The sequence below is a fragment of the Shewanella denitrificans OS217 genome (assembly GCF_000013765.1).
In the GTDB taxonomy this organism is placed as follows: Bacteria; Pseudomonadota; Gammaproteobacteria; order Enterobacterales; family Shewanellaceae; genus Shewanella; species Shewanella denitrificans.
Genome location: NC_007954.1, coordinates 2,168,820 through 2,194,900 on the forward strand (window position 1 = coordinate 2,168,820; position 26,081 = coordinate 2,194,900).

The 26,081-nt window shown below is 44.9% G+C and carries 24 protein-coding genes and 5 tRNA genes; 13 read left to right on the forward strand and 16 right to left on the reverse strand.

Annotation, left to right across the window (positions count from 1 at the left end; all coding sequences use genetic code 11):
• Positions 1-57 precede the first annotated feature (57 nt).
• The 10 genes from uspE to ccoN form a co-directional block, all read right to left on the reverse strand.
• Positions 58-987 (reverse strand): universal stress protein UspE, encoded by a 930-nt coding sequence (gene uspE / locus SDEN_RS09600; RefSeq protein WP_011496283.1) that lies wholly within the window; start codon positions 985-987, stop codon positions 58-60.
• Between the two features lie 184 nt (positions 988-1,171).
• Positions 1,172-1,918, reverse strand: a complete 747-nt coding sequence (locus SDEN_RS09605; RefSeq protein ID WP_041406199.1) for an FNR family transcription factor — start codon at positions 1,916-1,918, stop codon at positions 1,172-1,174.
• 61 nt (positions 1,919-1,979) lie between these two features.
• The gene (locus tag SDEN_RS09610; protein WP_011496285.1) at positions 1,980-2,672 is read right to left on the reverse strand and encodes a sulfite exporter TauE/SafE family protein; all 693 of its coding nucleotides are present in this window, start codon (positions 2,670-2,672) and stop codon (positions 1,980-1,982) included.
• A complete protein-coding gene (gene ccoS, locus SDEN_RS20835; RefSeq protein ID WP_011496286.1) occupies positions 2,665-2,934 on the reverse strand; it encodes a cbb3-type cytochrome oxidase assembly protein CcoS in 270 nt (89 codons plus the stop codon). The genes SDEN_RS09610 and ccoS overlap by 8 nt, the downstream gene beginning before the upstream one ends.
• Positions 2,931-5,372, reverse strand: coding sequence for a heavy metal translocating P-type ATPase (locus SDEN_RS09620; RefSeq protein WP_011496287.1), 2,442 nt, complete (start codon positions 5,370-5,372; stop codon positions 2,931-2,933). The genes ccoS and SDEN_RS09620 overlap by 4 nt, the downstream gene beginning before the upstream one ends.
• A gap of 3 nt (positions 5,373-5,375) precedes the next feature.
• Positions 5,376-5,852, reverse strand: a complete 477-nt coding sequence (locus tag SDEN_RS09625; RefSeq protein WP_011496288.1) for a FixH family protein — start codon at positions 5,850-5,852, stop codon at positions 5,376-5,378.
• 115 nt (positions 5,853-5,967) lie between these two features.
• Positions 5,968-6,924: a cytochrome-c oxidase, cbb3-type subunit III gene (gene ccoP, locus SDEN_RS09630; protein ID WP_011496289.1), complete on the reverse strand. Its 957-nt coding sequence runs from the start codon at positions 6,922-6,924 to the stop codon at positions 5,968-5,970.
• Positions 6,924-7,100 (reverse strand): cbb3-type cytochrome oxidase subunit 3, encoded by a 177-nt coding sequence (locus SDEN_RS09635; RefSeq protein ID WP_011496290.1) that lies wholly within the window; start codon positions 7,098-7,100, stop codon positions 6,924-6,926. The genes ccoP and SDEN_RS09635 overlap by 1 nt, the downstream gene beginning before the upstream one ends.
• Before the next feature lie 10 nt (positions 7,101-7,110).
• Positions 7,111-7,725 carry a cytochrome-c oxidase, cbb3-type subunit II gene (gene ccoO, locus SDEN_RS09640; RefSeq protein ID WP_011496291.1) on the reverse strand — a complete coding sequence of 205 codons (615 nt, stop codon included), beginning with the start codon at positions 7,723-7,725 and terminating at the stop codon, positions 7,111-7,113.
• Between the two features lie 11 nt (positions 7,726-7,736).
• On the reverse strand, positions 7,737-9,170 hold the full coding sequence (gene ccoN, locus SDEN_RS09645; RefSeq protein ID WP_011496292.1) for a cytochrome-c oxidase, cbb3-type subunit I: 1,434 nt from the start codon (positions 9,168-9,170) through the stop codon (positions 7,737-7,739).
• A 265-nt stretch (positions 9,171-9,435) separates the two neighbouring features.
• On the opposite strand from ccoN, the gene SDEN_RS09650 reads away from it, so the two are divergent.
• Positions 9,436-9,954 (forward strand): hypothetical protein, encoded by a 519-nt coding sequence (locus SDEN_RS09650; RefSeq protein WP_011496293.1) that lies wholly within the window; start codon positions 9,436-9,438, stop codon positions 9,952-9,954.
• Between the two features lie 63 nt (positions 9,955-10,017).
• On the opposite strand, the gene SDEN_RS09655 is transcribed toward SDEN_RS09650, so the two are convergent.
• Complete coding sequence (locus SDEN_RS09655; protein ID WP_011496294.1) at positions 10,018-11,601, reverse strand: DUF3369 domain-containing protein; 1,584 nt, start codon at positions 11,599-11,601, stop codon at positions 10,018-10,020.
• Positions 11,602-11,828: 227 nt separating this feature from the next.
• Here SDEN_RS09655 and SDEN_RS09660 point away from each other — a divergent pair, with 227 nt between their 5' ends.
• Together SDEN_RS09660 and SDEN_RS09665 are read left to right on the forward strand one after the other, a co-directional pair.
• Positions 11,829-12,104: a hypothetical protein gene (locus tag SDEN_RS09660; protein WP_041405748.1), complete on the forward strand. Its 276-nt coding sequence runs from the start codon at positions 11,829-11,831 to the stop codon at positions 12,102-12,104.
• A 214-nt stretch (positions 12,105-12,318) separates the two neighbouring features.
• Positions 12,319-13,641 carry a tyrosine-type recombinase/integrase gene (locus tag SDEN_RS09665; RefSeq protein WP_011496296.1) on the forward strand — a complete coding sequence of 441 codons (1,323 nt, stop codon included), beginning with the start codon at positions 12,319-12,321 and terminating at the stop codon, positions 13,639-13,641.
• A 381-nt stretch (positions 13,642-14,022) separates the two neighbouring features.
• Here the strand turns inward: SDEN_RS09665 and SDEN_RS09670 are convergent, their stop codons facing one another.
• From SDEN_RS09670 to SDEN_RS09690, 5 genes are all read right to left on the reverse strand, one after another.
• Entirely contained in the window at positions 14,023-15,045 is a 1,023-nt protein-coding gene (locus SDEN_RS09670) for a hypothetical protein (protein ID WP_011496297.1), read from the reverse strand.
• Positions 15,046-15,055: 10 nt separating this feature from the next.
• Positions 15,056-15,223, reverse strand: a complete 168-nt coding sequence (locus tag SDEN_RS20525; protein ID WP_157599847.1) for a hypothetical protein — start codon at positions 15,221-15,223, stop codon at positions 15,056-15,058.
• A 279-nt stretch (positions 15,224-15,502) separates the two neighbouring features.
• A complete protein-coding gene (locus tag SDEN_RS09675) occupies positions 15,503-16,960 on the reverse strand; it encodes a LysM peptidoglycan-binding domain-containing protein (protein ID WP_011496298.1) in 1,458 nt (485 codons plus the stop codon).
• Positions 16,961-17,303: 343 nt separating this feature from the next.
• On the reverse strand, positions 17,304-17,987 hold the full coding sequence (locus tag SDEN_RS09685) for an RES family NAD+ phosphorylase (protein ID WP_011496299.1): 684 nt from the start codon (positions 17,985-17,987) through the stop codon (positions 17,304-17,306).
• A complete protein-coding gene (locus SDEN_RS09690; protein WP_011496300.1) occupies positions 17,971-18,360 on the reverse strand; it encodes an MbcA/ParS/Xre antitoxin family protein in 390 nt (129 codons plus the stop codon). Before SDEN_RS09690 ends, SDEN_RS09685 begins: the two co-directional genes overlap by 17 nt.
• A gap of 310 nt (positions 18,361-18,670) precedes the next feature.
• Between SDEN_RS09690 and SDEN_RS09695 the strand changes: the two genes are divergently transcribed.
• The 10 genes from SDEN_RS09695 (at position 18,671) to rsxC (ending at position 26,079) form a co-directional block, all read left to right on the forward strand.
• Positions 18,671-19,561, forward strand: a complete 891-nt coding sequence (locus SDEN_RS09695) for a hypothetical protein (protein ID WP_011496301.1) — start codon at positions 18,671-18,673, stop codon at positions 19,559-19,561.
• Positions 19,562-19,846: 285 nt separating this feature from the next.
• Positions 19,847-19,922, forward strand: a tRNA-Asn gene (locus SDEN_RS09700).
• A 53-nt stretch (positions 19,923-19,975) separates the two neighbouring features.
• A tRNA-Asn gene (locus tag SDEN_RS09705) sits at positions 19,976-20,051 on the forward strand.
• 56 nt (positions 20,052-20,107) lie between these two features.
• A tRNA-Asn gene (locus tag SDEN_RS09710) sits at positions 20,108-20,183 on the forward strand.
• Positions 20,184-20,209: 26 nt separating this feature from the next.
• A tRNA-Asn gene (locus SDEN_RS09715) sits at positions 20,210-20,285 on the forward strand.
• A gap of 55 nt (positions 20,286-20,340) precedes the next feature.
• Positions 20,341-20,416: transfer RNA gene (locus SDEN_RS09720), tRNA-Asn, on the forward strand.
• Positions 20,417-20,613: 197 nt separating this feature from the next.
• Positions 20,614-22,509: an EAL domain-containing protein gene (locus SDEN_RS09725; protein WP_011496302.1), complete on the forward strand. Its 1,896-nt coding sequence runs from the start codon at positions 20,614-20,616 to the stop codon at positions 22,507-22,509.
• A 183-nt stretch (positions 22,510-22,692) separates the two neighbouring features.
• Positions 22,693-23,271 (forward strand): electron transport complex subunit RsxA, encoded by a 579-nt coding sequence (gene rsxA / locus SDEN_RS09730; RefSeq protein WP_011496303.1) that lies wholly within the window; start codon positions 22,693-22,695, stop codon positions 23,269-23,271.
• A 1-nt stretch (position 23,272) separates the two neighbouring features.
• Positions 23,273-23,890 (forward strand): electron transport complex subunit RsxB, encoded by a 618-nt coding sequence (gene rsxB, locus SDEN_RS09735; protein WP_011496304.1) that lies wholly within the window; start codon positions 23,273-23,275, stop codon positions 23,888-23,890.
• Positions 23,884-26,079: an electron transport complex subunit RsxC gene (gene rsxC, locus SDEN_RS09740; protein WP_011496305.1), complete on the forward strand. Its 2,196-nt coding sequence runs from the start codon at positions 23,884-23,886 to the stop codon at positions 26,077-26,079. Before rsxB ends, rsxC begins: the two co-directional genes overlap by 7 nt.
• Positions 26,080-26,081 lie beyond the last annotated feature (2 nt).

The following is a 26,081-nucleotide window of genomic DNA, read 5'->3' on the forward strand; positions in this document are numbered from 1 at the left end:
CAGCGGCGGGGTAAAGCGTCATTGGTAGTTAATGACCCTAGATAAGCGCCGAGCTAACTATTCAGCCAGTGGTGACACATAACCTTCAGGCTTGATGGCCAATAAGTCACAGCGAATGCTGTCAATCACGTGCTCAGCGGTATTACCAATAAGGGCTGCGGAAAAGCCCGTGCGTCCCACAGTGCCTAAAATCACTAACTCGGCGTCAATGCGGTCGGCAACCTCAGGAATAACATCTTCGGGCAAGCCTTCTTCCACGTGACAACGATCCAGCGGAATGTCATACGCCTGGGCTAAGCATTCGACCCGAGATTGATGCTGCATGCGAATATTGTTGTTATAGGCATGAGCATCGAAGTCAGGCAGCTCAATCGCTAAATTAACTGGGGTGCCAGGATAGCCATTCACTAAGTGCACGTCGGCCGAGAATTTTGTCGCTAAGTCTTTGGCATGTTCGATAATCTTACCGTTGAGGGTTTGGTGCTCCGAGTCTTCAGAGGCGACATTAAGGGCGCACAAAATTTTGCCTGCTACTGGCCAATCATGTTCTTTTACCATCAACACAGGCATGGGCGCTTTACGCATAAGATGCCAATCGGTCGGGGTGAAAATGACCGCTTTGAGCTTATCGTGTTCATGAGTGCTTTTAACAATAAGATCGTACTGGCCTTCGAGGGCACAATTAATCACGCTCTCGAACGGGCGATTGTGCCAAATCACTTTAGAGTCAATGGCAACGCCTGCGCTGTTAAATGGTGCTATGGCAGTATCTAGCCAGGCGCTACGCTGATCGATAACCCCTTGGCGCATGGCTTCACGTTCATGGCTGGATAATATGGAGGTCATCTCATAGGAGAAATCATAGATAGATAAGAAAGCGGTAATACTGGCATTGCTTTTGGTTGCAAGCTCAACAGCGCGTGCTAATGCCGCCTGATGATCTACAGTTGGATTGATTACCACTAAAATCTTTTTATATTCCGTCATAAATCCTCCTAGGCGTTAATGTACTGTTAGTATTGCTGATTTTACATAAAATACCGTGAGCTATATCAAGCTTTGCTTAAGTTAAGTTTAGCTAATGTTGGCAAACTTGAGCAGTCAGTGTGCTAGATATTTAATTATTAAGCATAATTCGTCACTGACTGTGGCTAAATTGTGTTGAGTGTCATTATTGCTCGGTGTGGTCGGCCAGTGTATTGAGCGCCTGATGATCAACAATAGTGATGTATTTCCCGTTGACGGCAATCATCTGCGCTTTTTGAAAACGCCCCAATAAGCGGCTGATGGTTTCCACGGTCAAGCCCAGGTAATTACCTATGTCGCCGCGGGTCATGGAGAGGCGAAACTCATTAGGGGAGAAGCCGCGGTTAGCAAAGCGGTTGGCTAATTTAGCAATAAAGGCGGCGAGACGTTCTTCGGCATTTTTCTTAGACAGCAATAAAATCATTTCTTGATCGCTGATAATTTCGTGACTCATCAGGCGCATGATTTGCTGCCTAAGTTTAGGCATAGTGCCGGCTAGGCTATCTAAGGTATCGAAAGGAATTTCACAAATCATCGAGGTTTCAAGGGCTTCAGCAAAACTTTGATGAGCCTGTTTATGAATGGCATCAAAGCCTATAACATCACCGGCTAAGTGAAAACCCGTGATCTGTTCATCACCTTGCTGAGTAATGGTGTAACTCTTGATGGTGCCCGAGCGGATTGCATACAAGGACTTAAGGCCATCACCAGATTGAAACAGTTTATCGCCTTTTTGCACCGGCTTTTTCCGCTCTATGATGTTATCCAGTTCCTCAAGTTCATTGGCATTGAGGGTGAACGGGATACACAGCTCGGACATGCTGCAATCGTTACAATGTATAGCGCAGCCTGAGTTAGCATTGCGGCTCGATTTTTTTGAAGTCACTATCATATCCATACTCGATTTATGATTACTTAAGCTTCACCATAGTAAAACGAATGTTCACTCGTTGCTAGCTTAGCTGCATTATGGCGATGTAAAGTGTTTGTATTCCAAATAAAATTAACAAACCGCCACTGGCTAAGCGTACGGCTTTTTTTTGAACCAGATTGGCTAACGCTTTGGCGGCAAAGCCCGCTGACAATAATGCTGGTAAGGTGCCTAAGCCAAAACACAGCATGATAAGCGCGCCCTCAAGGGCATTGCCAGCAGCCACCGACCAAGTCAAGGTGCTGTAGACTAAGCCGCAAGGCAGCCAGCCCCAGATCATGCCCGCCATCAGTGCTTCACGCTTGTGTTGTATGCGACTAAAGCGCTGGGTCAAGGGCGAAATGTAGCGCCAGACGTACTTGCCCAAGCCTTCAATCTTGGCAATTAAAAACCAAATTTTGGCAATATAAAGCCCCGTTAAGATCATCATGACCCCAGCCAAAACCCGCAATAAGATAAGGTAGTTATCTATGGCAAACAGCTGACCTAGCATGGCGCTGCTGCCACCCACGAGTGCGCCCGCAAAGGCGTAGCTGGTTATCCTACCTAGGTTGTAACTGAGTAAAAATCCCAATTGATGGGACAAGAAATTACGGCCAGGGGCTGTGGGGATTGAGTTTGAAAACAGTCCCACTAGGCCGCCACACATGCCAAAGCAGTGGGCGGCGCCCATCAAACCCACCAAAAAGGCACCCAATAAACTAAATTCAATCACGTTTGGGCGCTTTCCCATCAATGCTAATCTGAATCTTGGCATTATCTGCTGTAAGGTTAGCGGCAGCGTCTTGAATGTCTTGATTTACCAAGGGCGTCGCCGGATTAGCGGCAGATTTTTTAACATCATCATCAAACAAAATTGATACGCTCTGGCGGTCTAAATCGTCAAATTGTTCTGATTTTACTGCCCAAAAGAACACGGCCACAGCGATAGCCACAAATAGCATGGCAATAGGGATCAACACATAAATGATGCTCATAATTTTATCCTAAGGAGTCGCAGGCTGTTGCTGACGACCAGAATGGAGCTTAATGACATGCCAAGGGCGGCGATATAGGGCGGCACATGGCCTGTGACCGCAAGGGGTAAAATCAATAGGTTATAGCCAAAAGCCCAGAATAAATTCTGTTTAATAATAGCATTGGCTTTTTTCGCCACCTTGATGGCATCGTTGAAGCGGGATAAATGATCCCCAAGTAAAATCAGATCGGCACTGTTTTTGGCAATCGCGCTGCCACTGCCCATGGCGACCGACAAGTAAGCCCCCGCCAGCACAGGCGCATCATTAATGCCATCACCAAACATGGCGGTATTGTGACTGAGTTGCAATTGGTTAATTAACGTCAGTTTATCTTGGGGCTTTTGTTCGGCATATACTTGATGAATACCTAAGGTATGCCCTAAGGCATTGACATGACTTAAGCTGTCTCCGCTGGCAATGCAGACCTGAATATTGGCCTGTTGCAGTGCCTCAACCGCCTGTTTTGCATCGCTACGCACTTCATCCTGTATTGGTATACTGGCAATGAGACGGCCATTTTGACTCAGCCAAACACAGGGAGAAGTATCGGGAGTGGGTTTAGTGTTATCAGTTGTTTGGCTGTCACTTGCTGTAAGGCTCATATTGCCTTGAACGAATGCTTTAACACCTATTCGATATACTTGACCTTGTACTTTGCCTTCAATGCCTTGAGCCACAAAATGGGCTATCTCTGTAGCAATCACATTAGGGTCATAATGCCGACTAAAAGCCAGCGCAATAGGGTGTAATGAACCCGCCTCCAATGCAGCGGCTATGGCTAGCATCTGCTTCTCAGTGAGCACGTCGCCCTTGTTTTGCTGCGGATCAATAATGCTTAGCGCACCTAAGGCGATATGCCCTCGAGTTAAAGTGCCGGTTTTGTCGAATACGACTTGTTCTATGCTGGCAAGCTTTTCAAATACGCCGGCTTTACGAGTGATGATGCCTAAACGAGTAAAAATAGCCGTAGCGCAAGTGACTGCGGTTGGGGTGGCTAATGCCAAAGCGCAGGGGCAGGTGGCCACAAGGACAGATAAGGTCACCCAAAACGCATCATCTGGGGAGATTTGTAGCCAGACTAAATACGTGATTAACGCCGTGGTTAAGATGGTGGCTGAGAAATAACGGGCCAATTTATCCACCATAAAAGCGATGGCAGGCTTATTTGCCGCAGCGATTTCCTGCAGGCGAATGATTTCCGCCACCAGTTGATCTTGCCCAAGGGCGGTCACTCTCACTTGCAGAGGTTGCTCAACATTGAGGGTGCCCGCAAACACAGGGCAATCCAGATTTTTATCCACCGGCATTTGCTCGCCAGTGAGCATAGCTTCGTTGGCGCTTGAACTGCCATCAATCACCACCCCATCGGCGGCGAAGGCATCCCCAGGACGCACCAGAATGATGTCCCCTAAGCGTAAACTTTTCGCAGGGATTTCTGTCTGTTGATTGCCATCGAGACGTAAAGCGGTGAGCGGCACGAGTTTATGCAAATTATTACTGCTAATACTGGCGCGTCTTCGCGCATTTTGCTCAAAATAGCGCCCCAGCAATAAGAAGAAGGTAAACATGGATACAGATTCAAAATACACTTCACCTGTACCATTGATAGTCGCGACACAACTGGCGGTAAAGGCACCGCCAATGGCGATAGACACAGAAACATCCATATTGAGTTTGCCGCTAAGCAGGCTGCGAAGGGCACTAAAATAGAAAGGCTGCGCCGAATAAAGCACCACAGGGGCGGCAAAAATCATGCTGACCCAACGAAAGTAATCACGAATAGCCTCATCGAGATCCCTAAAGTAGCCAGTGTATAACGCCAAGGCAAACATCATCACCTGCATGGTAGCAAAACCCGCTAAGCCTAATCGCAGTAAAAAGGTGCGGCTGTCTTTATGATGCTGCTTCTCTTGCTCGTCTTGCTGATACGGCGCGGCTTGATAACCAATTTGACTAATTTGAGTCAAGATTTCACTCAGTTTAACCTGGCTGTTGTCCCAGCTTATCATGGCCCTTTGAGTGGTTGAGTTAACCAATACCTTGGCAATACCTTCAATGGGGGACAATCTGTGTTCGATAAGCCAGGCACAGGCGGCGCAGCTCATGCCCGTGATGGTTAACGAGGTCGTGCTTAATATATCCTGCTGATGGACAAAATCTTGCTGTACTTCGGCTAAGTCGTAGGCACTAAAATGGGACAGCTGCTCAGGCACTAAGCCTGTCTGCTTCATGCCAGGTTCACTGCGATATTGATAGTAGCTCATGAGCCCCGCATCCATGATCGCCTGAGACACGGCTTGGCAGCCAGGGCAGCACATAGGCTGCGCAGTACCATTAATTTGGGTATACAAAGGCACCTGAATAAAAGGTTCAGCACAATGAAAGCAGCGGTTCATGGTTTATTGCAGCCAGTATTCAGTTTTTTCGGAGAAGTTTACCCTTTGCTGAATGCGCCATTGGCTGTCAAAACTTTCTAATTTAACTTCCCAGGTGCCTGTGATGTTCTCTGGTAATTGAATGCGATAATGGTAATTGGCATCCGCTGTGGCGAGCAGTTTGAAATCTTTAGCTTCTATGGTGGGGTGGAATAGCTCAAAATTGAGCGCTGCCTGATAAGCCGGGCCGCCTTCTTGACTCAGCACTAAACTATTGCCTTCCTTGGTGATTAAGAATTTAATGCCTAAATGTTTGGCTTGCTTGATTTTACGCAAGTCCATATTGATGGCTTTACCATCTTTGTAATAATCGTCTTTAACGAGGGAGTCTGAGTTAGTAATGGCGATATACAGGGTAGATAAACTGGCTACGACGGCACACAGTGGCAGTACGATTAAAAACCAGGGCCAGAACTGCTTATACCAAGGGGGAGTCGACATCTTTGATTCCAAAATAAGGGGGTAAAACGGCACGCCAATATTAACGTGATTGCACTAAATAATCATCTTAAAAAAAAGGCCCCGAAGTCGAGGCCTTTATTTCAATCGTTAATCACTATTTGTTTGATAAGCTATAAACATACGCTGTGATAACGTGGACTTTCTCTTCGCCAAGAATGGTTTTCCATGCAGGCATAACACCGGCACGACCATTCTTAATTGACTCCATTAGGATACCTTTACTGCCGCCGTAAAGATAAACATTATCGGCTAAGTTAGGCGCACCCATGAACTTGTTACCACTGCCATCCATGCCGTGACAGGCAAAACAGCCCTTCATGAAGGTACCTTGGCCTTGAGTGGCTTTGGCTTCATCATGCTCTCGCCCTGAAAGCTTAACCAAGTATTCGGCTAAGGCATCAAGTTCGCTGTCATCGATAGGTAAGCCACCTTTAGGCGGCATCATACCGTTACGGCCATTCATGATGCTGGTTTTAATGGTGGCCAAGTCGCCACCATATAACCAATCGCCGTCAGTTAGGTTAGGGAAACCGTTACTGCCGCGCGCATCTGAGCCGTGACACTGAGCACAGTTTTGCAAGAACAAACGACCACCGACTTTCAGTGCTTTCTCGTTCTTGACTAACTCTTCCAATGGCGTTTCAGCATAGGCTTTGAAAATAGGGCCATATTTAGCGTCAGCATGCTCTATTTCACGGTCGTATTGAGACAAGACGCCCGCTTCTTTAGCCGCGATAACCGCAGCTTTAGATTCTTCCATAGAACGCACACTCTGGTTTGAGCTGGTCCAGCCAAATAGGCCTTTGTAGCTACCCAAACCTGGATACATGGCTAAATAGATTAACCCGAAAACGATAGTAATGTAGAACATGTACGACCACCACTTAGGCAGTGGATTGTTCAGCTCTTCAATACCATCGAAGGTATGCCCCATGGACGCGCCTTCTTCAATCCCTGTGTCGTTTTTATTACAAAAACGCAGCAGTACGACGCAAGCGAAAATCACAAACAGTGATAATACACTGATCCAAATAGTCCAGAAGTTACTCATTATTTTTGCTCTCCTGAGTCCTTCGTATCCTGAGGTTTTTCATCATCAGAAAACACCAGGTTAGCCGCTTCATCAAATTGTTTATGACGACGCGAGCTATAAGCCCAAGCAAATATACCGACGAAGGTCACCATTACAATGATGGTTAAAATGCCTTGCAAGGTTCCGTAATCCATATATTGCCCCTTATTTGAGTGCATGACCCAAAGATTGAAGGTAAGCAATCAAGGCTTGCATCTCTGTTTTACCTTCAACTGCTTTTTGCGCACCAGCAATCTCTTTATCTGTATACAGATTATGAGTTGGATGGAGCTTGCGTAAGATGTCCATCTTAGCGCCAGTCAACTCGCCATCTAAGGTATTTTCCAATAACCAAGGGAAGGCGGGCATGTTTGACTGTGGCACAACGGCGCGGGGATCAGTTAAATGAACCTCATGCCATTTGTCGCTGTAACGGCCACCCACACGGGCTAAATCAGGACCTGTACGTTTAGAGCCCCACTGGAACGGGTGATCCCAAACGGACTCCCCAGCAACAGAATAGTGACCATAACGCTCAGTCTCTGCTCGCAGTGGACGGATCATCTGGCTGTGACAGTTATAGCAACCTTCACGAATATAGATGTCACGGCCTTCAATTTGCAGGGCAGTGTAAGGGATCTGGCCTTCAATTGGCTGAGTAGTGTCTTTTTGAAACAGCAGTGGAGTGATCTGCACTAAACCACCAAAACTAATGGCGATTACAGTGAATATGGCCAATAGCCCGATATTCTTTTCAATGACTTCATGATTAAACTTCATCGGTTGGCTCCTTAAGCTGCTTCATCTGGGATGGCAGGCAATGAATCTTTCTCAGCGTTAACGGTTTTAATCACGTTATACGCCATTAAGAACATGCCAGTTAAGAAGAACACACCACCTAGGAAGCGCACGAAGTAGAACGGATAAGACGCTTCTAAGCTTTCAACAAAGCTATAGGTTAATGTACCGTCGGCATTCACTGCACGCCACATCAGACCTTGCATCACACCCGATATCCACATAGAGACGATATAAAGCACAGTACCGATAGTCGCTAACCAGAAATGCACGTTCACAAGATTCGAGCTGTACATGCGGCCATGGCCAAATAGCACAGGAATTAAGTGGTATAACGAACCGATAGACACCATAGCAACCCAGCCTAGCGCGCCTGAGTGTACGTGTCCTATGGTCCAATCCGTGTAATGAGATAAGGCGTTTACTGTCTTGATTGCCATCATTGGGCCTTCGAAGGTAGACATACCATAGAAAGACAATGAGACCACTAAGAAACGCAACACAGGATCGGTACGCAGTTTATGCCATGCACCGGATAAGGTCATGATACCGTTAATCATCCCGCCCCACGAAGGTGCGAATAGAATTAACGACATCACCATACCTAAAGACTGAGTCCAGTCAGGCAGCGCAGTGTAATGTAAGTGGTGAGGACCGGCCCAAATGTACAGGGCAATCAAGGCCCAGAAGTGGACGATGGATAAACGGTAAGAGTACACAGGACGACCCGCTTGCTTAGGCACGAAGTAATACATCATGCCCAAGAAGCCCGCTGTCAGTAAGAAACCTACTGCATTATGGCCGTACCACCACTGTACCATGGCATCAACAGCGCCAGAGTAGAGGGAGTAAGACTTAGTCATACTCACAGGCACTGCCATGGAGTTAACGATATGCAATACGGCAACGGTAATGATAAAACCACCAAAGAACCAGTTCGCCACATAAATGTGTGAGGTGGTACGTTTGATAATAGTGCCGAAGAACACTATGGCATAGCTGACCCAGACGAGTGCGATGGCGATATCAATCGGCCATTCTAGCTCGGCATATTCTTTACCTTGGGTGAAACCCATAGGTAAGGAGATAGCAGCTGATATAATAATGGCTTGCCAGCCCCAGAAGGTGAATGCAGCTAATTTAGGTGCAAACAAACGGGTTTGACAAGTGCGTTGTACGACATAGTAAGAGGTTGCGAAAAGGGCTGAAGTGCCGAACGCGAAAATCACCGCATTGGTATGTAATGGTCGCAAGCGACTAAAGGTTAACCAAGGGGTTTCGAAGTTCAGCTGTGGCCAGATTAACTGGGCCGCAATCAATACACCTACGGCCATACCAAAAATACCCCACAAGACTGTGGTTAGGGCAAACTGGCGGACGACGGTGTAATTGTAATCAGCGCCTGTAGGCTGGGAATGGTTCATCATAATGCTTCCACGGCTTATTACTTTTTTTAGTTATAGTAAAGTGAAACTTTACCTGTTTGGGTGACAATCGGTTAAAAATAATGCGTCTAGCGTCGATTTTTATTACTTTTTGTCAAGGTGTTACCTCACGAAGATGACTCTATCATGAAGAAACGCAATGATACTTGAGCTACATCAAAAAAGATACTCGCAAGCAGTGGTGAAAGTTGATCTGGATCAAGCTCTCAAACATAATGTTACAAAATGCGATTAAAGGTTAAACCTCATGTGTACTTTAAAGTTAGCAGTTCCTTTATTACTAATTATCAATCTATTACAAGCATGCCAGCCGGATAATAGTACCAAGGTAACGGGGGCAATTGACGAGCCGAAAACGGCAATCGCGCCGCAGGATTTAACCCAGATGCAAGCAAGCACACTGCCAGAGTCTAGTGTGGATCTGACGCTTTGCCAGTTTAGTCAAGGTCAGTGCCAATTAGACCTGGCAGGTCTCAAGCTCGCCCTTGAACTCACCCCAAGCCATGCGCCAAGTGAAACGCCCCTTGCGGTTAAACTCACCAGTTCTGAAGCTATCGCTGATGTCAGTATACGATTAGAGGGACGGGACATGTTTATGGGGATGATCCCCGTCAAGGTGCAAGGTGTTTCTAGCACTGAGTACCAAGGGGATTTCATCTATGGTTCTTGCAGCAGTCACTACATGGTGTGGCGCTTATTTATCAGCGTTAATCATCAAGGCAGCACTAAATCAGGCTATATCGATTTTCTGGCAGACAATGAATAGAGGGCAACGCTTATCGCCGCAGATAATCAACTAAGGTATTCATAATGATAACTCACTGTCATGCTATGGCAGTGAAAAGCTGTCTTGGAAGCTGTTTTTAATCGCCACAAATTTATCCACATGCTCGATAAACACACTGAGGATTTCAGGGTCAAAATGCTTAGCCGTTCCCCGTTGCATTTCCGCCAGCACTTGCTCTAACGGCCAGGCTTCTTTGTAGCAACGTTTATGGGTGAGGGCATCGAATACATCAGCAATAGCCACAATGCGCGCAAAAATGTGAATATTCACCCCTGCTAAGCCTTCTGGGTAACCTGTGCCATCATATTTCTCATGGTGTTGTAATGAAATAATTGCCGCGGCTTTGAGTATGGGACGCTCAGAACTGGCAAGAATTTGATGCCCTATCTTGGGATGTTGGCGCATGATGTGCCATTCATCCCCGTCGAGTTTACCGGGTTTCAGTAGCACGGCATCGGGAATAGCGATTTTACCTATGTCATGCATAGGCGCCGCTCGCTTTAATAGATCGGCTTTAGATTCACCTAAACCAATGAGTAAGGCCAGTTCATAACAATATTCTGCCATCCTCACCACATGATTTGCCGCTTCTTTAGAGCGGCTCTCAACCACATCACCTAAGCGTAAAATAAGCTCGGATTGGGTATCCTCCACCTCTTGACTCAACAGCAGATTTTCGAAGGCGACGGCAACATTAACAGCAAAAATCTCAATTAATTGCTTATCTAATTCATCGATATTATCTAAACCTTCCATATAGAGCAGGTTAATCCAGTGACGGTCTTTTGTGGGGAAGTAACCAACAAAACAGTCACCCTCATATAAGCAACTTTTGCTCTCAATGGATTTTTTCAGCAGCGCCAGTACAGTTAATGGCACATCTTCGCCTCGGCATTGTTTAAAATTACCTGTGCCAGCCAGTACTTCTATTTTTGCCGGTTGCATGTGGCCGCTGATGGCATCAATGCCACTGTAACTGAGCAGCAAGGTTTCCGATTTAAGCTTAAGCAAACCCGCTATTTGATTGAGTAAACCATTGGCAAATTTGTGCAAGGTGCGCATTTTAAATAAGCCAGAGGTAGCATCTAATACTCGCTCTAATCCTTGACGGTGCAGTACTTGCTGGGCACGAGCACGCTCTATTTCCACTATGTCACGGTATGAACGCAGGGAAGAGTAGACGCTGGTCATTAATTTACGTGAATCCAGTTCAGCCTTTGCTTTATAGTCGTTAATGTCATAATTCATGATGACATATTCTTCGGGCGCTTGGCCTGGCTGACCGGTTCGCAAGATAAGGCGCATGGTTTTATTGCCCAGTTCTTCTCGGATCCATTTCACTAGCGCTAAGCCCGCGTGATCACTTTCCATCACCACATCGATGAAGGCCACCGCGATGTCTGTTTCATGCTTAAGTATTTCTTTCGCTTGGGCGGCGCTAAACGCACTTAAAAAGGTGAGGGCGCGATCGTCTAATTTAAAACGCGCCAAGGCAAGTTTAGTGACAGCATGGACATCGGGCTCATCGTCCACAATGAGCAATTTCCAATTTTTTTGTGTTAATTCACTCGTTCCCTGAGGTGTTAATGGTGCTGTCGATTTTGTTTTTGAATGAGCAAACAACATTCGATACCTCAGGCGGCAAAAGGTGCGAGATGAGTCAATAACATATCTAAAAGTGTAGGCTATCCCTTAATAATATGAGCAAAAATTATCATTATAAAAGGGATTATGTTCACACCCTATTATGCAAATAAAAACCATTCTCATTTGAGTGTTTGAATGCTATGCTTCTCTTGTTAAGTTTGGCTCAAGAAAGACGCCTATTTCAGTTTCAAAAGGGGAGAGGGTTTATGAAAATGAATCTAGGAATTTCCATAGAAAAAGTCGCCAGTCTGCTTAAAGCTGGGCATTTGTGCGCCGCAGATATTCAATGTTTAGATAAGCAAACCAAGCAAGAATTATGGCAGTTATGCCTTTGGTGCTGTGATAAGCGGGCAGTTTGTCACCAAGCGGCTTGCAAAATGCCAACACCCACTAACAAGCTAGTGCCTAAAGCGGTTCATGCTGTCAATGAGACTGACATAAAGCAGCTTGAAGGTGAGTTGATTTTTACGCGTAAAGGCTAGTTTGCATGTCACAGGCTTACTCTTTATTCAGTCTACGGGGTTAATCTACTCATTTAACCTTATGACTCCACTCAGTATGGTTTGTTGATGCCGATAAATACCGTTATCGGCATAAGAGTCGGCATAAGAGCTTTTGGCTTACACTGTGTCTAAAATGCAATATAATGAATTGTTTAGCATTTCAACTTAGTCTTTTTAGTAGCAGGCCACCACAGTGACGACAGCTTCCCAACCCCAATATCCTCCGGTTATTCCACTATTTGATGCCCCTGAGTTTATCATTCAAGGTAATCCTGTTGTTAATCAGTATATTACTCGAATAAGCCTAAATTCAGTCAGCGATGCAGGTCTCGTAGTTGAGCACGCCGCCGACTGGCTATTTGAGCAAAAAGCCAGTGAAAACAACTATAAAGCTTATCGCAGTGAGCTCACGACATTCTTACATTGGTGTTTCGATGTGGCGTGTTTATCTGCGGCGAATGTCAGCCGAAAAGACATGAGCCGCTACGTGGATTACTGCCAAAACCCACCAATAAGCTTAATCGGCTATTTTAATGTGCCGCAGTTTTGTGCGCCCAAATCCACAAACGCGAGTGGCAGTGATGAACGTTTTCCCAATCCTAAGTGGCGACCCTTTGTGGGCAAGAAACACTTAGGGGAATGTCAGCCGTATCGCTTAAGTGACAACGCATTGAAAACAAAACTGGCGATTTTGTCATCCTTCTATGGTTATTTAATCAGTGAAGAATACAACGAGCGCAATCCGGCCCAGTTATGGCTTAATCACAGTCGCTTTGCCATAGCCCGCAAATTCACCATTAATGAAGATGACAATAACCAAGCCTTCACTGAGCTGCAGTGGTCCTACGTGATTAGTACGGCCAAACGCTTAGCAGAAAAGGATCCGCAAACACACCGGCGCAGTCTGTTTTTACTCTACTTATTGTACGGCTGTTACTTACGTATTTCCGAGGTTAGCGCCCGTGCTGGCTATTCACCGGTCATGAGCCAGTTTAAGCAGGACAGGCAAACCGGTATTTGGTACTTTCATGTGCCTATCTCTAAAAGCGGCAAACCCCGCAATATCGCCATATCAAAAGCCTTGCTGGCAGCCTTGATTGAATATCGACGTTTTTTAGGGTTAACGGATTATCCCAGCGCCGATGAAAATCATCCGATATTTATCCGGCACCGCGCCGCAGGCCATGGACGCGACACAGGTATAGTCAATGCCAATCTTGGCATCCGTCAAATCCGTGATCAGATAGACACGCTCATTCAACTGGCGGCGCAAACCGCCTTAGATCATGGTCTAGAACATGATGCCAGTGCCATGAGAAAAATGACTGCCCATAATATTCGTCATACCGGTATCACCCACGACATCAACTTGAACCGCAGACCTTTGTCACACGTACAAGCCGACGCAGGCCATGAAAGCATAGACACCACATCCCAATATTTACACACCAACCAAACCGAACGGCACCAGAGTGCCTTTGAAAAGCCCTTGGATCACTTAGCTGACATTGACTAGTAATCTAATTACTAATCAGAGCGATAGCTTAAATCATGCCGTTCTAAGCTAAATCGCTCATAGTTTCAATAGCACACAAAGATGCGCACAATGTATATTATGTTAAATAGGCTTTATGAGTCTTAATTGATAACTAACCCTTGATACTCATCACCATCTAGAAACACTCACTTTTTGACGTACGGCCTCACATTATACTGACATTTCACATATCCTTATGGGTCAGATACAAAAAAAGACCTTAAATACTATCTCGGACTCATTCAGTACCATATAGCCATTTCGGTTTCTATGCCTAGTACTGATGAGTCAAAGTTAATCGTGCGCTACGCTCATGCTTTTCATTAATGTGGCTATCAGCCAGCTGCGCGCGGCTTATCCTTATATGTTAGCCATATGATGACTAACGTCCGGTAGACTCGCTATAGGAATAAGGTCCATATCTCCCTGATTTTCTAAAATGTAATCTCCGATCATTTTGATATACTTTGAGTATTCTTCATTACTAATGTATAAATTTGATAGAAAGTCGAACAGCTCCCAATGTTCTTTAAAATAGAGTTCGTTGCTATTTAATGCTTTATTTGCATACTCAATCGCCAGCGCAATATCACCTTCTTTTTCACGTAAATAAAGGAAATTGGAAATAATCCTCTGTACAGATGCTATATCATACGAACTCAGCTTTGGTTCATTATTAAGATAGTTAATTAACATCTCACTGCTTTTATCGAGATTGTTTTCGTTATAGGTATCAAATGCTTTTGTAACAACATCAGTAGTTTTTGAAGAAGGATATCTCTTTTGTACGCCCGACTTTTTCCGCAACAATTCTTTGTATGATGTATAAATATCTCTAACAACTGTTGCGACTGTAAAAGAGTGCTCAACAGAATTTAAACCGGAACTAAGTGCATCATATCCCTCACTGATACAAATTTTACCATTTTTCTTTGTACTACAAACAATAGCTTGGAACTTTGACATTGCCTGTAGGCGTTGTCTACTGTTCATTATTGAGTATTTTGCTAAACACTGGTTAAAATATTTAGCCACCAGATATGTATTAGCGTTTTTTTCTAGAGCACTTATTGAGTGCTCAAGTGGTTGCTCACACAAGTGATTGTTTTCATTGTAAAGTTTTTTAATAGAGGGGAAATGTAACTCTATAACGGTTTCCATTTCTGCTTTTTCCTCTTCATAGCCCTTAATAACTGACGAGTCTTTATCTTTTATTCTTTGATAATACTCTTTGAACAACCTATCAGAAGTATTTCCAAGTTGGCCTACAAATTCTAACTGCGCAAAAAACAATATTGCATCATCATTACCTTCTTCAACTAATTCTTCTAATATCGGCCTAGCAAGCTTCCGTTTATTTTGATCAAAACTAGCTGCATACATTAACGCAAGGTCATATCTTTTTTTCTTGTTTCCCTGATAATATTTCCCCTTGTAAAAAATCAATATTTCTATTTAATTTTTGTTCTTTATTCTGCTCATTTGTAATAATTCTAGGAGACGTAGACTGACAAGCTGTTAACATTAAACCTACAGCAACTATATTTATAAAACGCTTCATTATATGTCCATTTATTATGATTTTTAAATAATATTATTGTGCCTGACACCCATCTAAGGCCGGTAATAGTTTTCCAAATTGTGTAGCGCTGCGAAATAGAGCTAGCAGCGTATTAACGTAATTCCGGTTAACATCCTAAAATCCTCCACAAAACTCATACTTAAATTATTAATTTTTAATAACTTACCAGCTAACAGTATGCTTATCAATCCTACTACCGACTCACAGATAGCCAACCACAGCGGTAAACTATAAAATCTTTAAGTGAAATCGCTAAATTCAAGATGAAAATCGCCTGACATTGGTGAGCAGTTTTAGGGTTTTTCCTTCGCTCAATTTGTCCTTGTCAGTCATATTATTCCAGCTAACAATCTGCTCAACACTCACCTGGTAGGCCCTTGCTAAGCTCCACAGTGTATCGCCGTACTTAACGGTATGGTTTACGGTTTTTTCCGCACTTTTGCTTTGCTGCACAGACTTGCTAGCTAACGCCTTGGTTAAGTCAGTTTGCTGCGAATTGTTGATGAACTCAGGAGCCGCTTTTACCTCCTGACTTGCCGAATCTTTAGCAAGTGAAACCAAAGCCGCCGACATTTGAGTCGCAGGATTTGGCATATATAAGAAGTTTCCCGCAATTATCCTATCACCTTGAATGTCATTCATGGATTGGATTAACGAGGTACTGGTTTGATGACGCTTAGCAATGGCACTGATATTGTCCCCTGCCCTGATCTTATATTTAAACCATTGTACTCTGTCGCTTACTTTGGTTTCTGCTAGTGCTTGTTTAAAGCCATTGGCTTTACCTACGGGTATGATCAATTGGTGCGGCCCGTCTGGGGAGGTTGTCCAGCGATTAAATCCAGGATTAAGTTTTTGCAGTCGTTCAATGGGCATTTGCGCAAGCTCTGCAGCCACGGCTAAATCAATTTGACTGCCAACATCTATGACTTCAACCAAAGGTCGATTGGGAATTTGATTGAGGTTAATTCCGTATTCGTCCGCCTTTTTAACAACATCGGCCAATGCCAAGAGTTGCGGTACGTATTGTCTGGTTTCTTTTGGTAAATTGAGTGACCAAAAATCAGTGCTAAGCCCACGTGATTCGTTTTCTCTAATGGCATTACGCAGTCGACCTTCACCGCAATTGTAGGCCGCTAACGCATATAACCAGTTATCGGTTTTTTTATATAAGTACGCCAGCATATCTAACGCGGCAATGGTTGCAGCAGGTACGTCGCGTCTTCCGTCATACCACCAATTCATGTCGAGACCAAAATGACTTGCCATGGGAGAGGTAAATTGCCAAAGTCCAGATGCTGCTGCGCTAGAATACGCTAATGGATTAAAAGAGCTTTCTACAATAGGCAAGAGTGCCAACTCAATAGGTAAATCACGCTTTTCAAGCTCTTCTACAATTAAATATAAGAAGGGCCTAGCTCGTTGTGATATCAATTCCAGATGCTGGGGATGACGAATAAACCAATCTCGGTATTGATTAACCAATGCTTGATTTGGAATCGGCATGGCCATAGAAAGGCGAATACGATCCCACACATAGACCACATCTTGAGGATTGCCATTCACACTTTTGCTGGCTTTTTGATCTAACGATACAGGGGCTTTTGCCCCCTTGCTGCTAGCAGACCCTAGAGAGGAGCCAGTTTTATGATTACTGGCTTGGCAAGCACTAAGCAAGATTGCACAGGCTGCGATACAGTGAATTGATGCTCTCAATTGAAGGAGTCCTCAGTAAGTTACGCCATGATTTTATTTTATTAGCGGCGAAACGTTAGGTGCTTTTTAAGAAGATCCGGCATTGTAGCTTGCTTCTTTGAAATCAGTAAATATTAACGGCTCCATTTAATTTGAAATTCAATTTCTTCTTCTGAATCACTCCGTTCATGCTCTATGTTATAGCTGGCACGGACAGGCATGTAAATTCGTTCTCCTGCCCGTTTCAATGGCATCGGCAAGACGTCTGAGCTTTGCAACGAACTCGGTACTGGAATAATTTTTTTCTATGTCTCTGACTTGTTTTATGCTCATTTTCAGCTTCCTTTGTAATAAAAATCCATGATCACTTGATCAAATTCACTTGTAAAATATGTTCAATTTTCTGTTTTTTACCATTCCAGATGTACTTGTAATGACCCCCTTGAACTGGAATGGTGACAGCCTTGGGTTTAAAGGCTGCTATGCATTCGCCCCCCGCATCTCGCACGCTTAAATATGCCAGACCATGACTGCCAGCCTCCCTCATACTTTTCGCAAATTGCTGTGACGCGCTATAATCTTCACCCTGTAAGTGGTGAAAGTCTGACCCCCGTATATCATGTAGCGGCAGTGCAACCTGATTAATGTAACAGCGCATGGTGAGCTCGGTATCAGGCTCATTGGTGGCCAGTAAAAATTGCTCTCTGTGATAAATGGTTTCACAAAAGGCTGTATTTAAGCTTTTTGCCGCATAATAGATGCCAAATTCTGTGCCATCAGTAAAGCGGCTTGGTGTGCCTATGTGTGTGAAGGCCGCCATCACAGGAGAAGTGCCGTCCCCTGAAATACGCTCTTCCAATGGCACCAATGCCAAATCTCCTACCTCATCACGCAACCTGTCGTTGGTGAGCGCTTCAATGGCAAAGACGAGTGCTAAGTCATTGGGATCTGCGACTTCTTCAAATAAATTAATGGGTGGGAAGTGACTCGGCACTAAGCGGTAGCATTTTTGGCCATCTGGCGGACAAGTTTCAACCCCGTTGTGCATCTAAGTACCTTCTCATATCACTTAAATTGATCATGCTGCCTTTGAGCATAAACGCCAAGGCCGTTTGATCATTGAACACTTTATTGGGTTTGTGTAACCAGGCGTCTGCTTGAGCTCTGGATGGGAGCAAGCTTCCCAGCGCCTTATAGATGCCCATCACATAAGAAATACGCTCTAAGGTATCGGGAGATAATGACGAGACTTTGCCTTTTTTCCAATTATAAAAGGTGGATTCGGCAGGTTTGCCCAAGAGTATCATTTGATCTTTACCCTTCACCTGCCACGCCGTCATGATATTAAAAAACACTTCCAGCGCCACTTGCGCTGTTTTTGCTGGGTTTTGCTGTAATACAGCTTGCACATTTGCAGACATATTCAGCTCCTATTCGCTTTGCTCAGATGAAGATAAGCAATGGATTACTATCTCCATGCCAGAACTCAAGAATACTCCACAAGTGTAGTATTATCAACAAATGCTGCATATTTACAGTGCTGCTACTTTTTGTCTTCTTGAAAAGTAAAAAATTCAAAACAATTTAGTGCCTGTCTTAGTCGCTTTGGACTCATTTATTAAGGTAAGCAAATACACTGTAAGCAAAGCTTGATTTCGGTATATAGTTGCAGGACTCGAGATAAGGTAAAGATAACGGCCAAAAGTATGAGGATAAAAGAGGAAGTTTATTATGTTGGATGCACTTTTAACCTTAGATGATGAGTTACAGTTATATTCAATTGTGACATTTATGGCACTGCCAGAGGCTGAAATTGACCGTTATCGTCAGCATTTATCATGTGAACAGTGTGGCGGAAAAGCCTATTATCGTAAACAGAGTATTGATGGTAAATCAGCCTGTTTTGGATCCCGTTACCATAAACTAGATTGCGATGAAGCGAGGCGCAGCACTCAGACGAGTCAAAGCAAACAGGAAAACTGCGATGCCCTTGAAGTGGACAGGCTGATAGTCACGAATACGTCGCTGCAGCTTGATTTTTCTCTTACCGCTATCATCAAAAAGGATGAACGGCCCCACCCCTCGGCCTCAAAGCCTTTCTTGTCTAAGCCTTTACAAGAGGTGTCTTTAGCCCAGATCCCAAAGCAAATTGCTGAGGCACCATCATCAATACAGGATAAAGAGGTTAGCGTGACTCGCCTTAGCATGGACAAGCTGCTTAATAGCTTGCTAAGGGGCAGTAATCTTGCCAGTGCCGATACCTTGATTGAAATTGATGCTGGCTATCAATTTAAGGCGAAGAACTTATTTGTTAATTTCGCCGATGCAGCCCCCAGTGATAGTATAAAAAAAGCGAAGCCGAAAATGTATTGGGGCACCTTATCCCATAGCGATCCCCAGATGGCTTGGCTAAACCCTGCCGACTGCCATGATATGGGGATCCCCTTGGGCCGTCACCAAATCACAGTGTTAAAGCGCTTTGGCATTACCGATAAACGCGATATTGAAGGCGCTGGGATCATCCTCTTCGGTAAGTGTTATTGGAATAAAGACAAGAGTCGCAAAATCATTGAACTGTGGAATTCAGAACGACTATTTATCTCTCCTCTTGCAGACAAGTAAGGGTGACCCAATAAATGTTAATTAAAATCTGCGGGCATTAACCTCAACTAATGTCAGTTCAGTTGCATTTAAGCGCTTATGTTAATTAGCTTTCTTTTTTAAAACATCAATGTTGACGGTTTTTCATTCATCTGGGTACAAATGTGCACCATGATGCACATTTGCTGAGCACTTAACAGTTTAATTACAGTTTTTTTCCTAACTCGAGTTGACTCATTTCACTGGGCGTTTTACTATGGGCTCCGTTCTCAGCAATACATCGCTAAGCACAAGTGTTAATTCAATTCCCCAGTAGTTCAGTCGGTAGAACGGCGGACTGTTAATCCGTATGTCACTGGTTCAAGTCCAGTCTGGGGAGCCAATTAGCCTGCAAAGCAAATAAAGTTGAAAATGATTTGAAAAAATAAACACCATTCCCCAGTAGTTCAGTTGGTAGAACGGCGGACTGTTAATCCGTATGTCACTGGTTCGAGTCCAGTCTGGGGAGCCAATATTTAATCCTTATGGTAATAGTGTTTATAAATGTAATAAATTAGTTGAGACAATTCCCCAGTAGTTCAGTCGGTAGAACGGCGGACTGTTAATCCGTATGTCACTGGTTCAAGTCCAGTCTGGGGAGCCACTCAAACTAAGTAGTAACAGTACAATTCCCCAGTAGTTCAGTTGGTAGAACGGCGGACTGTTAATCCGTATGTCACTGGTTCGAGTCCAGTCTGGGGAGCCACTGTTTTAGTGTAAGACGGTATTTATACCTAGTAAATCATTAAAGTTATCTTAATTCCCCAGTAGTTCAGTTGGTAGAACGGCGGACTGTTAATCCGTATGTCACTGGTTCGAGTCCAGTCTGGGGAGCCAACTTTAGTTCATTTTTACAGCCTCTTTACCCCACTCCCCCCCTCTAGTCAGTAAGCTCATTACCACAATCAATAATCCAGAAATTTAACCCAAGTTTATTTTTTCATCATTTTTTTAAATAAATCCAATGCTGTTTTATCCCTAAGCCGTTACACTCTAAGCAATAATCTTTAGAATAATGATAAAAGAGTGCGATTATGGGTCTTTCTCGTTCCGTTCAGCTTATGCTATTCATCGTATTTACCGTCTTGCTCGGCTGTAGCTATTTAAGCGCGCAGCAGCAAATTAATCTGAGTTCTAAACAAGCGGTAAACCAAGCTGCAAAAAATATTGCAAAATTTCGTGATTGGCAAAGCGATGGTAAAAGCCTCTATCAGGCATTAAGTCAGGATGATTCATTTCAATTTTTTCAATTCATTCATGGGACCGATGGCAGCCTCAATTTTACCCACGGCAGTTTGGCGGAAAACCAAGAAAACGTTATCGGTAACATGTTTTCCTTAGACTTAGACAGCACCGCTGAGTTTCCACAGGCTAGGCTGCAGATTAGGTTAGATAAAAATAAAGTCTTGGCGGCAGAATTCAATGGCCTGAGTCATTTTATCGTGTTCATATTATTGGCGTACCTTGTATTAAGCCTGATGTTTGCTGTATTTATGCGCCTTCATAAACAGCGCATCGTCTACGCCGCTGAGTGTATAAAGCACATGTCAGAGCTTTCGTTTGATGCCATAGAAACCTCAAGGCTCACAGGGTCACTCATCCCTATTGGTGATGCGTTGGAATATTGCCGCGCCGGGCTCAAACTAAGTCTTGATAAAGTGAAGCGAGAAAATGAAGCCCTCACTAAAGCGGCCTATCAAGATCCGCTAACAGGATTTGCAACTCGGCAACGTTTCACTCAGCATTTGGATGTAATTGCAAACCTGCACCAAGAGAAAAGTGGTCTTTTTGCCATGATAAAGGCAACCGAACTTGGCAACATTAATCAACTTTTTGGCCGCAGTGCCGGAGATGATTATTTAGCTAAGGTCGCAACTTGCATTCGTAAAGCAGCCCAAGATTACACCCAGTTTGATATTTATCGTATTTCCAGTGGTGACTTCGCGGTCATTTTTCCCGATATTCCTTTAAAAGAAAGCGCTAAATTTATCGATAATTTAAAGCTACATTTAGACGAATACGGTCAGAGTACCAATGTCGATGCTGTCGCCCACGCAGGCGTCATACCCTATCAAGGCCAAACTAAGGCCGCCGCACTGTTATCCCTTGCCGATACCGCCGTGAGTATTGCTCAGACGTTAGGGCCTAACCGTTCCCATATCATTGAAAAACAAGATGAGCAACAAAATTCCGGCGATCATCACTGGCGCAATACCATTAATGAACTTATCCAGAAAAAAAGCATTATTTTTCATCAGCAGCCCATTCAACCCAGTCAGCATAATGTTGAAGTCTACCGAGAATTATTGACCCGTTTCATGAATGCCCAAGGTGACGTATTGCCAACCACTAGCGTCATCGCCATGGCGGAACGCTATGGACTGCATACCGAACTGGATTCCATGATAGTCAACCAAGTACTGAAATTGTTGAGCAAAAATCCAAGTATCACCGGTAAATTTGGGGTAAACATCAGCGCATCATCCATTTTACAAGACAGTTTTGTCTTCTGGTTAAGGGACATTTTATCTAAACATGCACAATTGGCGTCGCGGATCATTTTTGAAGTCAATGAAGTCGGCATGCAAACCAACCTTGCCGCCAGCCAACGCTTTGTCAGCGAGATGCACAAAGTCGGCAGTAAAGTCGCCGTTGAGCGTTTTGGTTTGGGCTTTACTTCCTTCAAATTTTTCCGCGAAGTGCGTCCTGATTACATTAAACTCGACAGCAGCTACAGCGATGGCATAGAACAAGACAATAACAATCGCTTTTTTATCCGTATGATTGTCGATATTGCCAAACGGATAAGTATCAAGGTCATCGCCACTGGCGTTGAGAGGCAAGATGAAAAGCTCACCTTAGAAAAATTGTTACTGGATGGACTACAGGGCTATTACATCGCCAAACCAGAGAAGATAATCACCCCATAGTGCATGGCTTTTGTTTGGTTTGTTACCCTAGTTCAGGCCATTCCATTTGCCATGAGCCAAGATTATTTTTTGCGCTCATGGCAGTCCTTAACAGTACTTTTTCCTCAGTTAGCTTTTTATCCGTTGTTTCTGCAGCGTAAAACGCCGATAATATGGCAAAATTTTGATTAATAAAGCGTAGCGATGACAGAGTATCTCCTGTTGTTGATTGGCACTGTGCTAGTGAACAACTTCGTATTAGTTAAATTCTTAGGTTTATGTCCCTTTATGGGGGTGTCGAGCAAGTTGGCTTCCGCCATCGGCATGTCTATGGCAACCACCTTCGTATTGACCTTAGCCTCAGTGCTCAGCTTCCTCACTAATGAGTTTCTACTGCAGCCTTTTTCGCTGGAATACCTGCGCACCATGAGCTTTATTCTGGTGATTGCTGTGGTGGTGCAATTTACTGAAATGCTAGTACAAAAAACCAGTGCCAGTTTGCATCGCGCCTTAGGGATTTACTTACCGCTTATTACCACCAATTGCGCCGTGTTAGGTGTGGCTTTACTCAATATCAATGAAGATCATAATTTTATTGAGTCTGCCATTTATGGTTTTGGTGCGGCGGTGGGCTTTTCTATGGTGCTCATTTTATTTTCCGCCATGCGTGAACGCTTAGCGGCGGCCGATGTACCACTGCCTTTTCGCGGTGGCGCCATTGCTATGATAACAGCGGGACTTATGTCATTAGCCTTTATGGGATTTGCGGGGCTGATTAAATAATATGGTTGAAGTCTTCATTGCTATTGGGCTTCTCAGCCTTTTAGGGTTAATTTTCGGCGCGATACTCGGCATTGCTGCAATCAAATTTAAGGTTGAAGGCAACCCCATAGTCGAGCAAGTGGAAGCATTATTACCCCAAACCCAGTGCGGCCAATGCGGCTACCCAGGTTGCCGTCCTTACGCTGAGGCCATCGCCGCTGGAGATAAGGTCAACAAGTGCCCTCCTGGGGGCACAGCGACCATGGAGAAGCTAGCGCAACTTATGGGCGTTGAGCCGCTGCCACTTGATCAAGAACAACAAGATACGGTCAAAAAAGTCGCCTACATACGTGAAGACGAATGCATAGGCTGCACTAAATGCATTCAGGCTTGCCCTGTGGACGCCATATTAGGCGCAGGTAAACTGATGCATACGGTTATTGCTGCAGATTGCACCGGTTGCGATCTGTGCGTCGAGCCTTGTCCTGTGGATTGCATCGACATGTTACCGGTTGAAACCAACCTTAAAAATTGGGATTGGAAACTCAATGCCATTGCCGTCACTGTGATTGACCCTGTCCCTTTGATGACGCAAGCACAAGATAACGCAGATAATACGCAAGGGGATAAGCAGTGTTAACCCTATTGGAACAATTAGATAAAGGCACGCTGTGGCACTCTCCTGGTGGTATTCATCCGCCAGAGCTTAAGCATTTATCGAATCAAACTCCTGCAGCCAAGTTACCCTTAGCGCCTCAGTACATAGTGCCCGTCCCTCAGGTGGGTGAGCAAGCCATCTTGTTGGTCAATGTGGGAGACAAGGTGCTTAAAGGGCAAGTACTGACCCAAGGCAAAGGCTTTAGTTATCTGCCGGTTCACGCCCCCACCTCTGGCGAGGTTATCGCCGTAGAAACACGGCCCAGCAACCACGCCTCTTCTTTGCCTGTAATGAGCTGCATCATACGCCCCGACGGTAATGATACCTGGACTGAGTTAACACCTGCGACGTTCACTGAGCTAAGCAACAGTCAAATTCTCGCCCGCATTAAGGATGCCGGGATTGCTGGAATGGGCGGCGCGGCATTTCCAAGCCATATTAAGTTAAACCCTGCCAGCGAAATCGATTTAGTGATAATCAATGGGGTTGAATGCGAGCCCTATATCACAGCTGATGATTGCCTGATGCGTGAATACAATGAGCAAATTATTGAAGGTATTGCCATTATTCATGCCTTATTGACGCCTGAGCGCATTATCATCGCCATCGAAGATAATAAGCCCCAAGCCGCCAGTGCCATGAAAGCTGCCATTGGCCAAGCTGAAACCTGTGGTTTGTTGGTGCCAGGCTGCGTGCGAGTGACTCAAATACCCACCAAATATCCATCCGGCGGCGAGAAACAGTTAATTCAGATTATCACAGGTAAAGAGGTGCCCAGTGGCACCATTCCTGCTCAGCTTGGCATAGTGGTGCACAACGTGGGTACCGCCTTTGCCATTAAACAGGCAGTACTCGATGGTAAACCCCTTGTAGAGCGGTTAGTCACTATCACGGGTGAGCGAGTCGCTCGACCTGGTAATTATTGGCTAGCCATAGGTATGCCAATAGATGCAGCCCTTGAAAAAACGGGCTTTAATCCTCAGTTGCAGCAAAAAGTCATTGTTGGCGGCCCTATGATGGGCTATTCACTGCCAAATTTAGCCGTCCCCGTGCTTAAAGGCACTAACTGCCTATTGGCCCCCAGTGATAATGAAATCGCTGCAGATGCCGAAGAAAAAGCCTGTATTCGCTGCGGTGAATGCGCTGTCGCCTGCCCTGCACTCTTGTTGCCCCAGCAATTATTTTGGCATGCTAAAGCCGAAGAATACGACAAAGCGGCCAGCTTTAATCTTAAAGATTGTATCGAGTGTGGCTGTTGCAGCTATGTGTGCCCAAGTGACATACCCTTAGTTGAATACTATCGAGTGGCAAAGTCTGCCATTCGCTTAGAGACCGAAGAAAAACTTCAGGCGGAGAAAGCCAAACAGCGCTTTGAAACTCGGCTGCAGCGACTCGAAGATGAGAAGCTTGCTCGGGAAGCCAAGGCAAAAGAAGCAGCAGACAAACGTAAGGCCGCCATGAAGAGCAGCGATAAAAATGCCGTCGCCGAAGCCATGGCTCGCATTGCCGCCAAAAAAGCCGCTCAAACGGCAATGGCTTCAGGCGAAAGTTCAGTAGTAGATACCGCTTCAGCGCCTAAGGCTAGCAGCACAGATAAACAATCGGCAGTCGCCGCGGCGATTGCCAGAGCCAAAGCAAAGAAAGCAGCACTGGCGGGTCTTGATGCAACCACCAGTGAAGCGCCAGCCACCCTTGATGCAACTCGCGCTGAGCCCACAGAACTTGATGACAAAAAAGCCAAGGTCGCAGCCGCTGTGGCTAGAGCCAAAGCAAAAAAAGCGGCGTTAGCGGCCAATTCCAATGACGCGGCTCCTGACTCCTCGAGTACTGGATCTACGAGTGTCGATATAAGTACTGAAGAAAATGAAGCCACTATAAAGGCTGAGCCAGTGGTAGCTGAAGTCGATGACAAAAAAGCTAAGGTTGCGGCAGCTGTAGCCAGAGCCAAGGCCAAAAAAGCCGCGTTAGCGGCCAAGTCCGATGAAAACCCAGCGGCTGAGTCCATTAACAGTGAAACGCTAGATTCTCAAGCTCCAGTTACAGAGATTGGGGTCGCTGAAGCTGCAATAACGCCAGCCGATGACAAGAAAGCTAAGATAGCGGCGGCGGTTGCAAAAGCGAAAGCTAAAGCGGCTCAAAAGCGCGCCGAACAAGAACAGCAAGAGGATTAATT

Bases quoted from the DNA above. Each gene is read 5' to 3' on its own strand.
- SDEN_RS09635 (WP_011496290.1), bottom strand. From the start codon at position 7,100: ATGGATTACGGAACCTTGCAAGGCATTTTAACCATCATTGTAATGGTG.
- SDEN_RS09685 (WP_011496299.1), bottom strand. From the start codon at position 17,987: ATGCACAACGGGGTTGAAACTTGTCCGCCAGATGGCCAAAAATGCTAC.
- SDEN_RS09620 (WP_011496287.1), bottom strand. From the start codon at position 5,372: ATGAACCGCTGCTTTCATTGTGCTGAACCTTTTATTCAGGTGCCTTTG.
- SDEN_RS09695 (WP_011496301.1), top strand. From the start codon at position 18,671: ATGTTGGATGCACTTTTAACCTTAGATGATGAGTTACAGTTATATTCA.
- SDEN_RS20525 (WP_157599847.1), bottom strand. From the start codon at position 15,223: ATGAAGCGTTTTATAAATATAGTTGCTGTAGGTTTAATGTTAACAGCT.
- SDEN_RS09660 (WP_041405748.1), top strand. From the start codon at position 11,829: ATGAAAATGAATCTAGGAATTTCCATAGAAAAAGTCGCCAGTCTGCTT.
- SDEN_RS09605 (WP_041406199.1), bottom strand. From the start codon at position 1,918: ATGATAGTGACTTCAAAAAAATCGAGCCGCAATGCTAACTCAGGCTGC.
- ccoO (WP_011496291.1), bottom strand. From the start codon at position 7,725: ATGAAGTTTAATCATGAAGTCATTGAAAAGAATATCGGGCTATTGGCC.
- ccoS (WP_011496286.1), bottom strand. From the start codon at position 2,934: ATGAGCATCATTTATGTGTTGATCCCTATTGCCATGCTATTTGTGGCT.
- SDEN_RS09725 (WP_011496302.1), top strand. From the start codon at position 20,614: ATGGGTCTTTCTCGTTCCGTTCAGCTTATGCTATTCATCGTATTTACC.
- SDEN_RS09670 (WP_011496297.1), bottom strand. From the start codon at position 15,045: ATGTATGCAGCTAGTTTTGATCAAAATAAACGGAAGCTTGCTAGGCCG.
- rsxB (WP_011496304.1), top strand. From the start codon at position 23,273: ATGGTTGAAGTCTTCATTGCTATTGGGCTTCTCAGCCTTTTAGGGTTA.
- uspE (WP_011496283.1), bottom strand. From the start codon at position 987: ATGACGGAATATAAAAAGATTTTAGTGGTAATCAATCCAACTGTAGAT.
- SDEN_RS09655 (WP_011496294.1), bottom strand. From the start codon at position 11,601: ATGTTGTTTGCTCATTCAAAAACAAAATCGACAGCACCATTAACACCT.
- ccoN (WP_011496292.1), bottom strand. From the start codon at position 9,170: ATGATGAACCATTCCCAGCCTACAGGCGCTGATTACAATTACACCGTC.
- ccoP (WP_011496289.1), bottom strand. From the start codon at position 6,924: ATGAGTAACTTCTGGACTATTTGGATCAGTGTATTATCACTGTTTGTG.
- SDEN_RS09690 (WP_011496300.1), bottom strand. From the start codon at position 18,360: ATGTCTGCAAATGTGCAAGCTGTATTACAGCAAAACCCAGCAAAAACA.
- SDEN_RS09650 (WP_011496293.1), top strand. From the start codon at position 9,436: ATGTGTACTTTAAAGTTAGCAGTTCCTTTATTACTAATTATCAATCTA.
- rsxA (WP_011496303.1), top strand. From the start codon at position 22,693: ATGACAGAGTATCTCCTGTTGTTGATTGGCACTGTGCTAGTGAACAAC.
- SDEN_RS09625 (WP_011496288.1), bottom strand. From the start codon at position 5,852: ATGTCGACTCCCCCTTGGTATAAGCAGTTCTGGCCCTGGTTTTTAATC.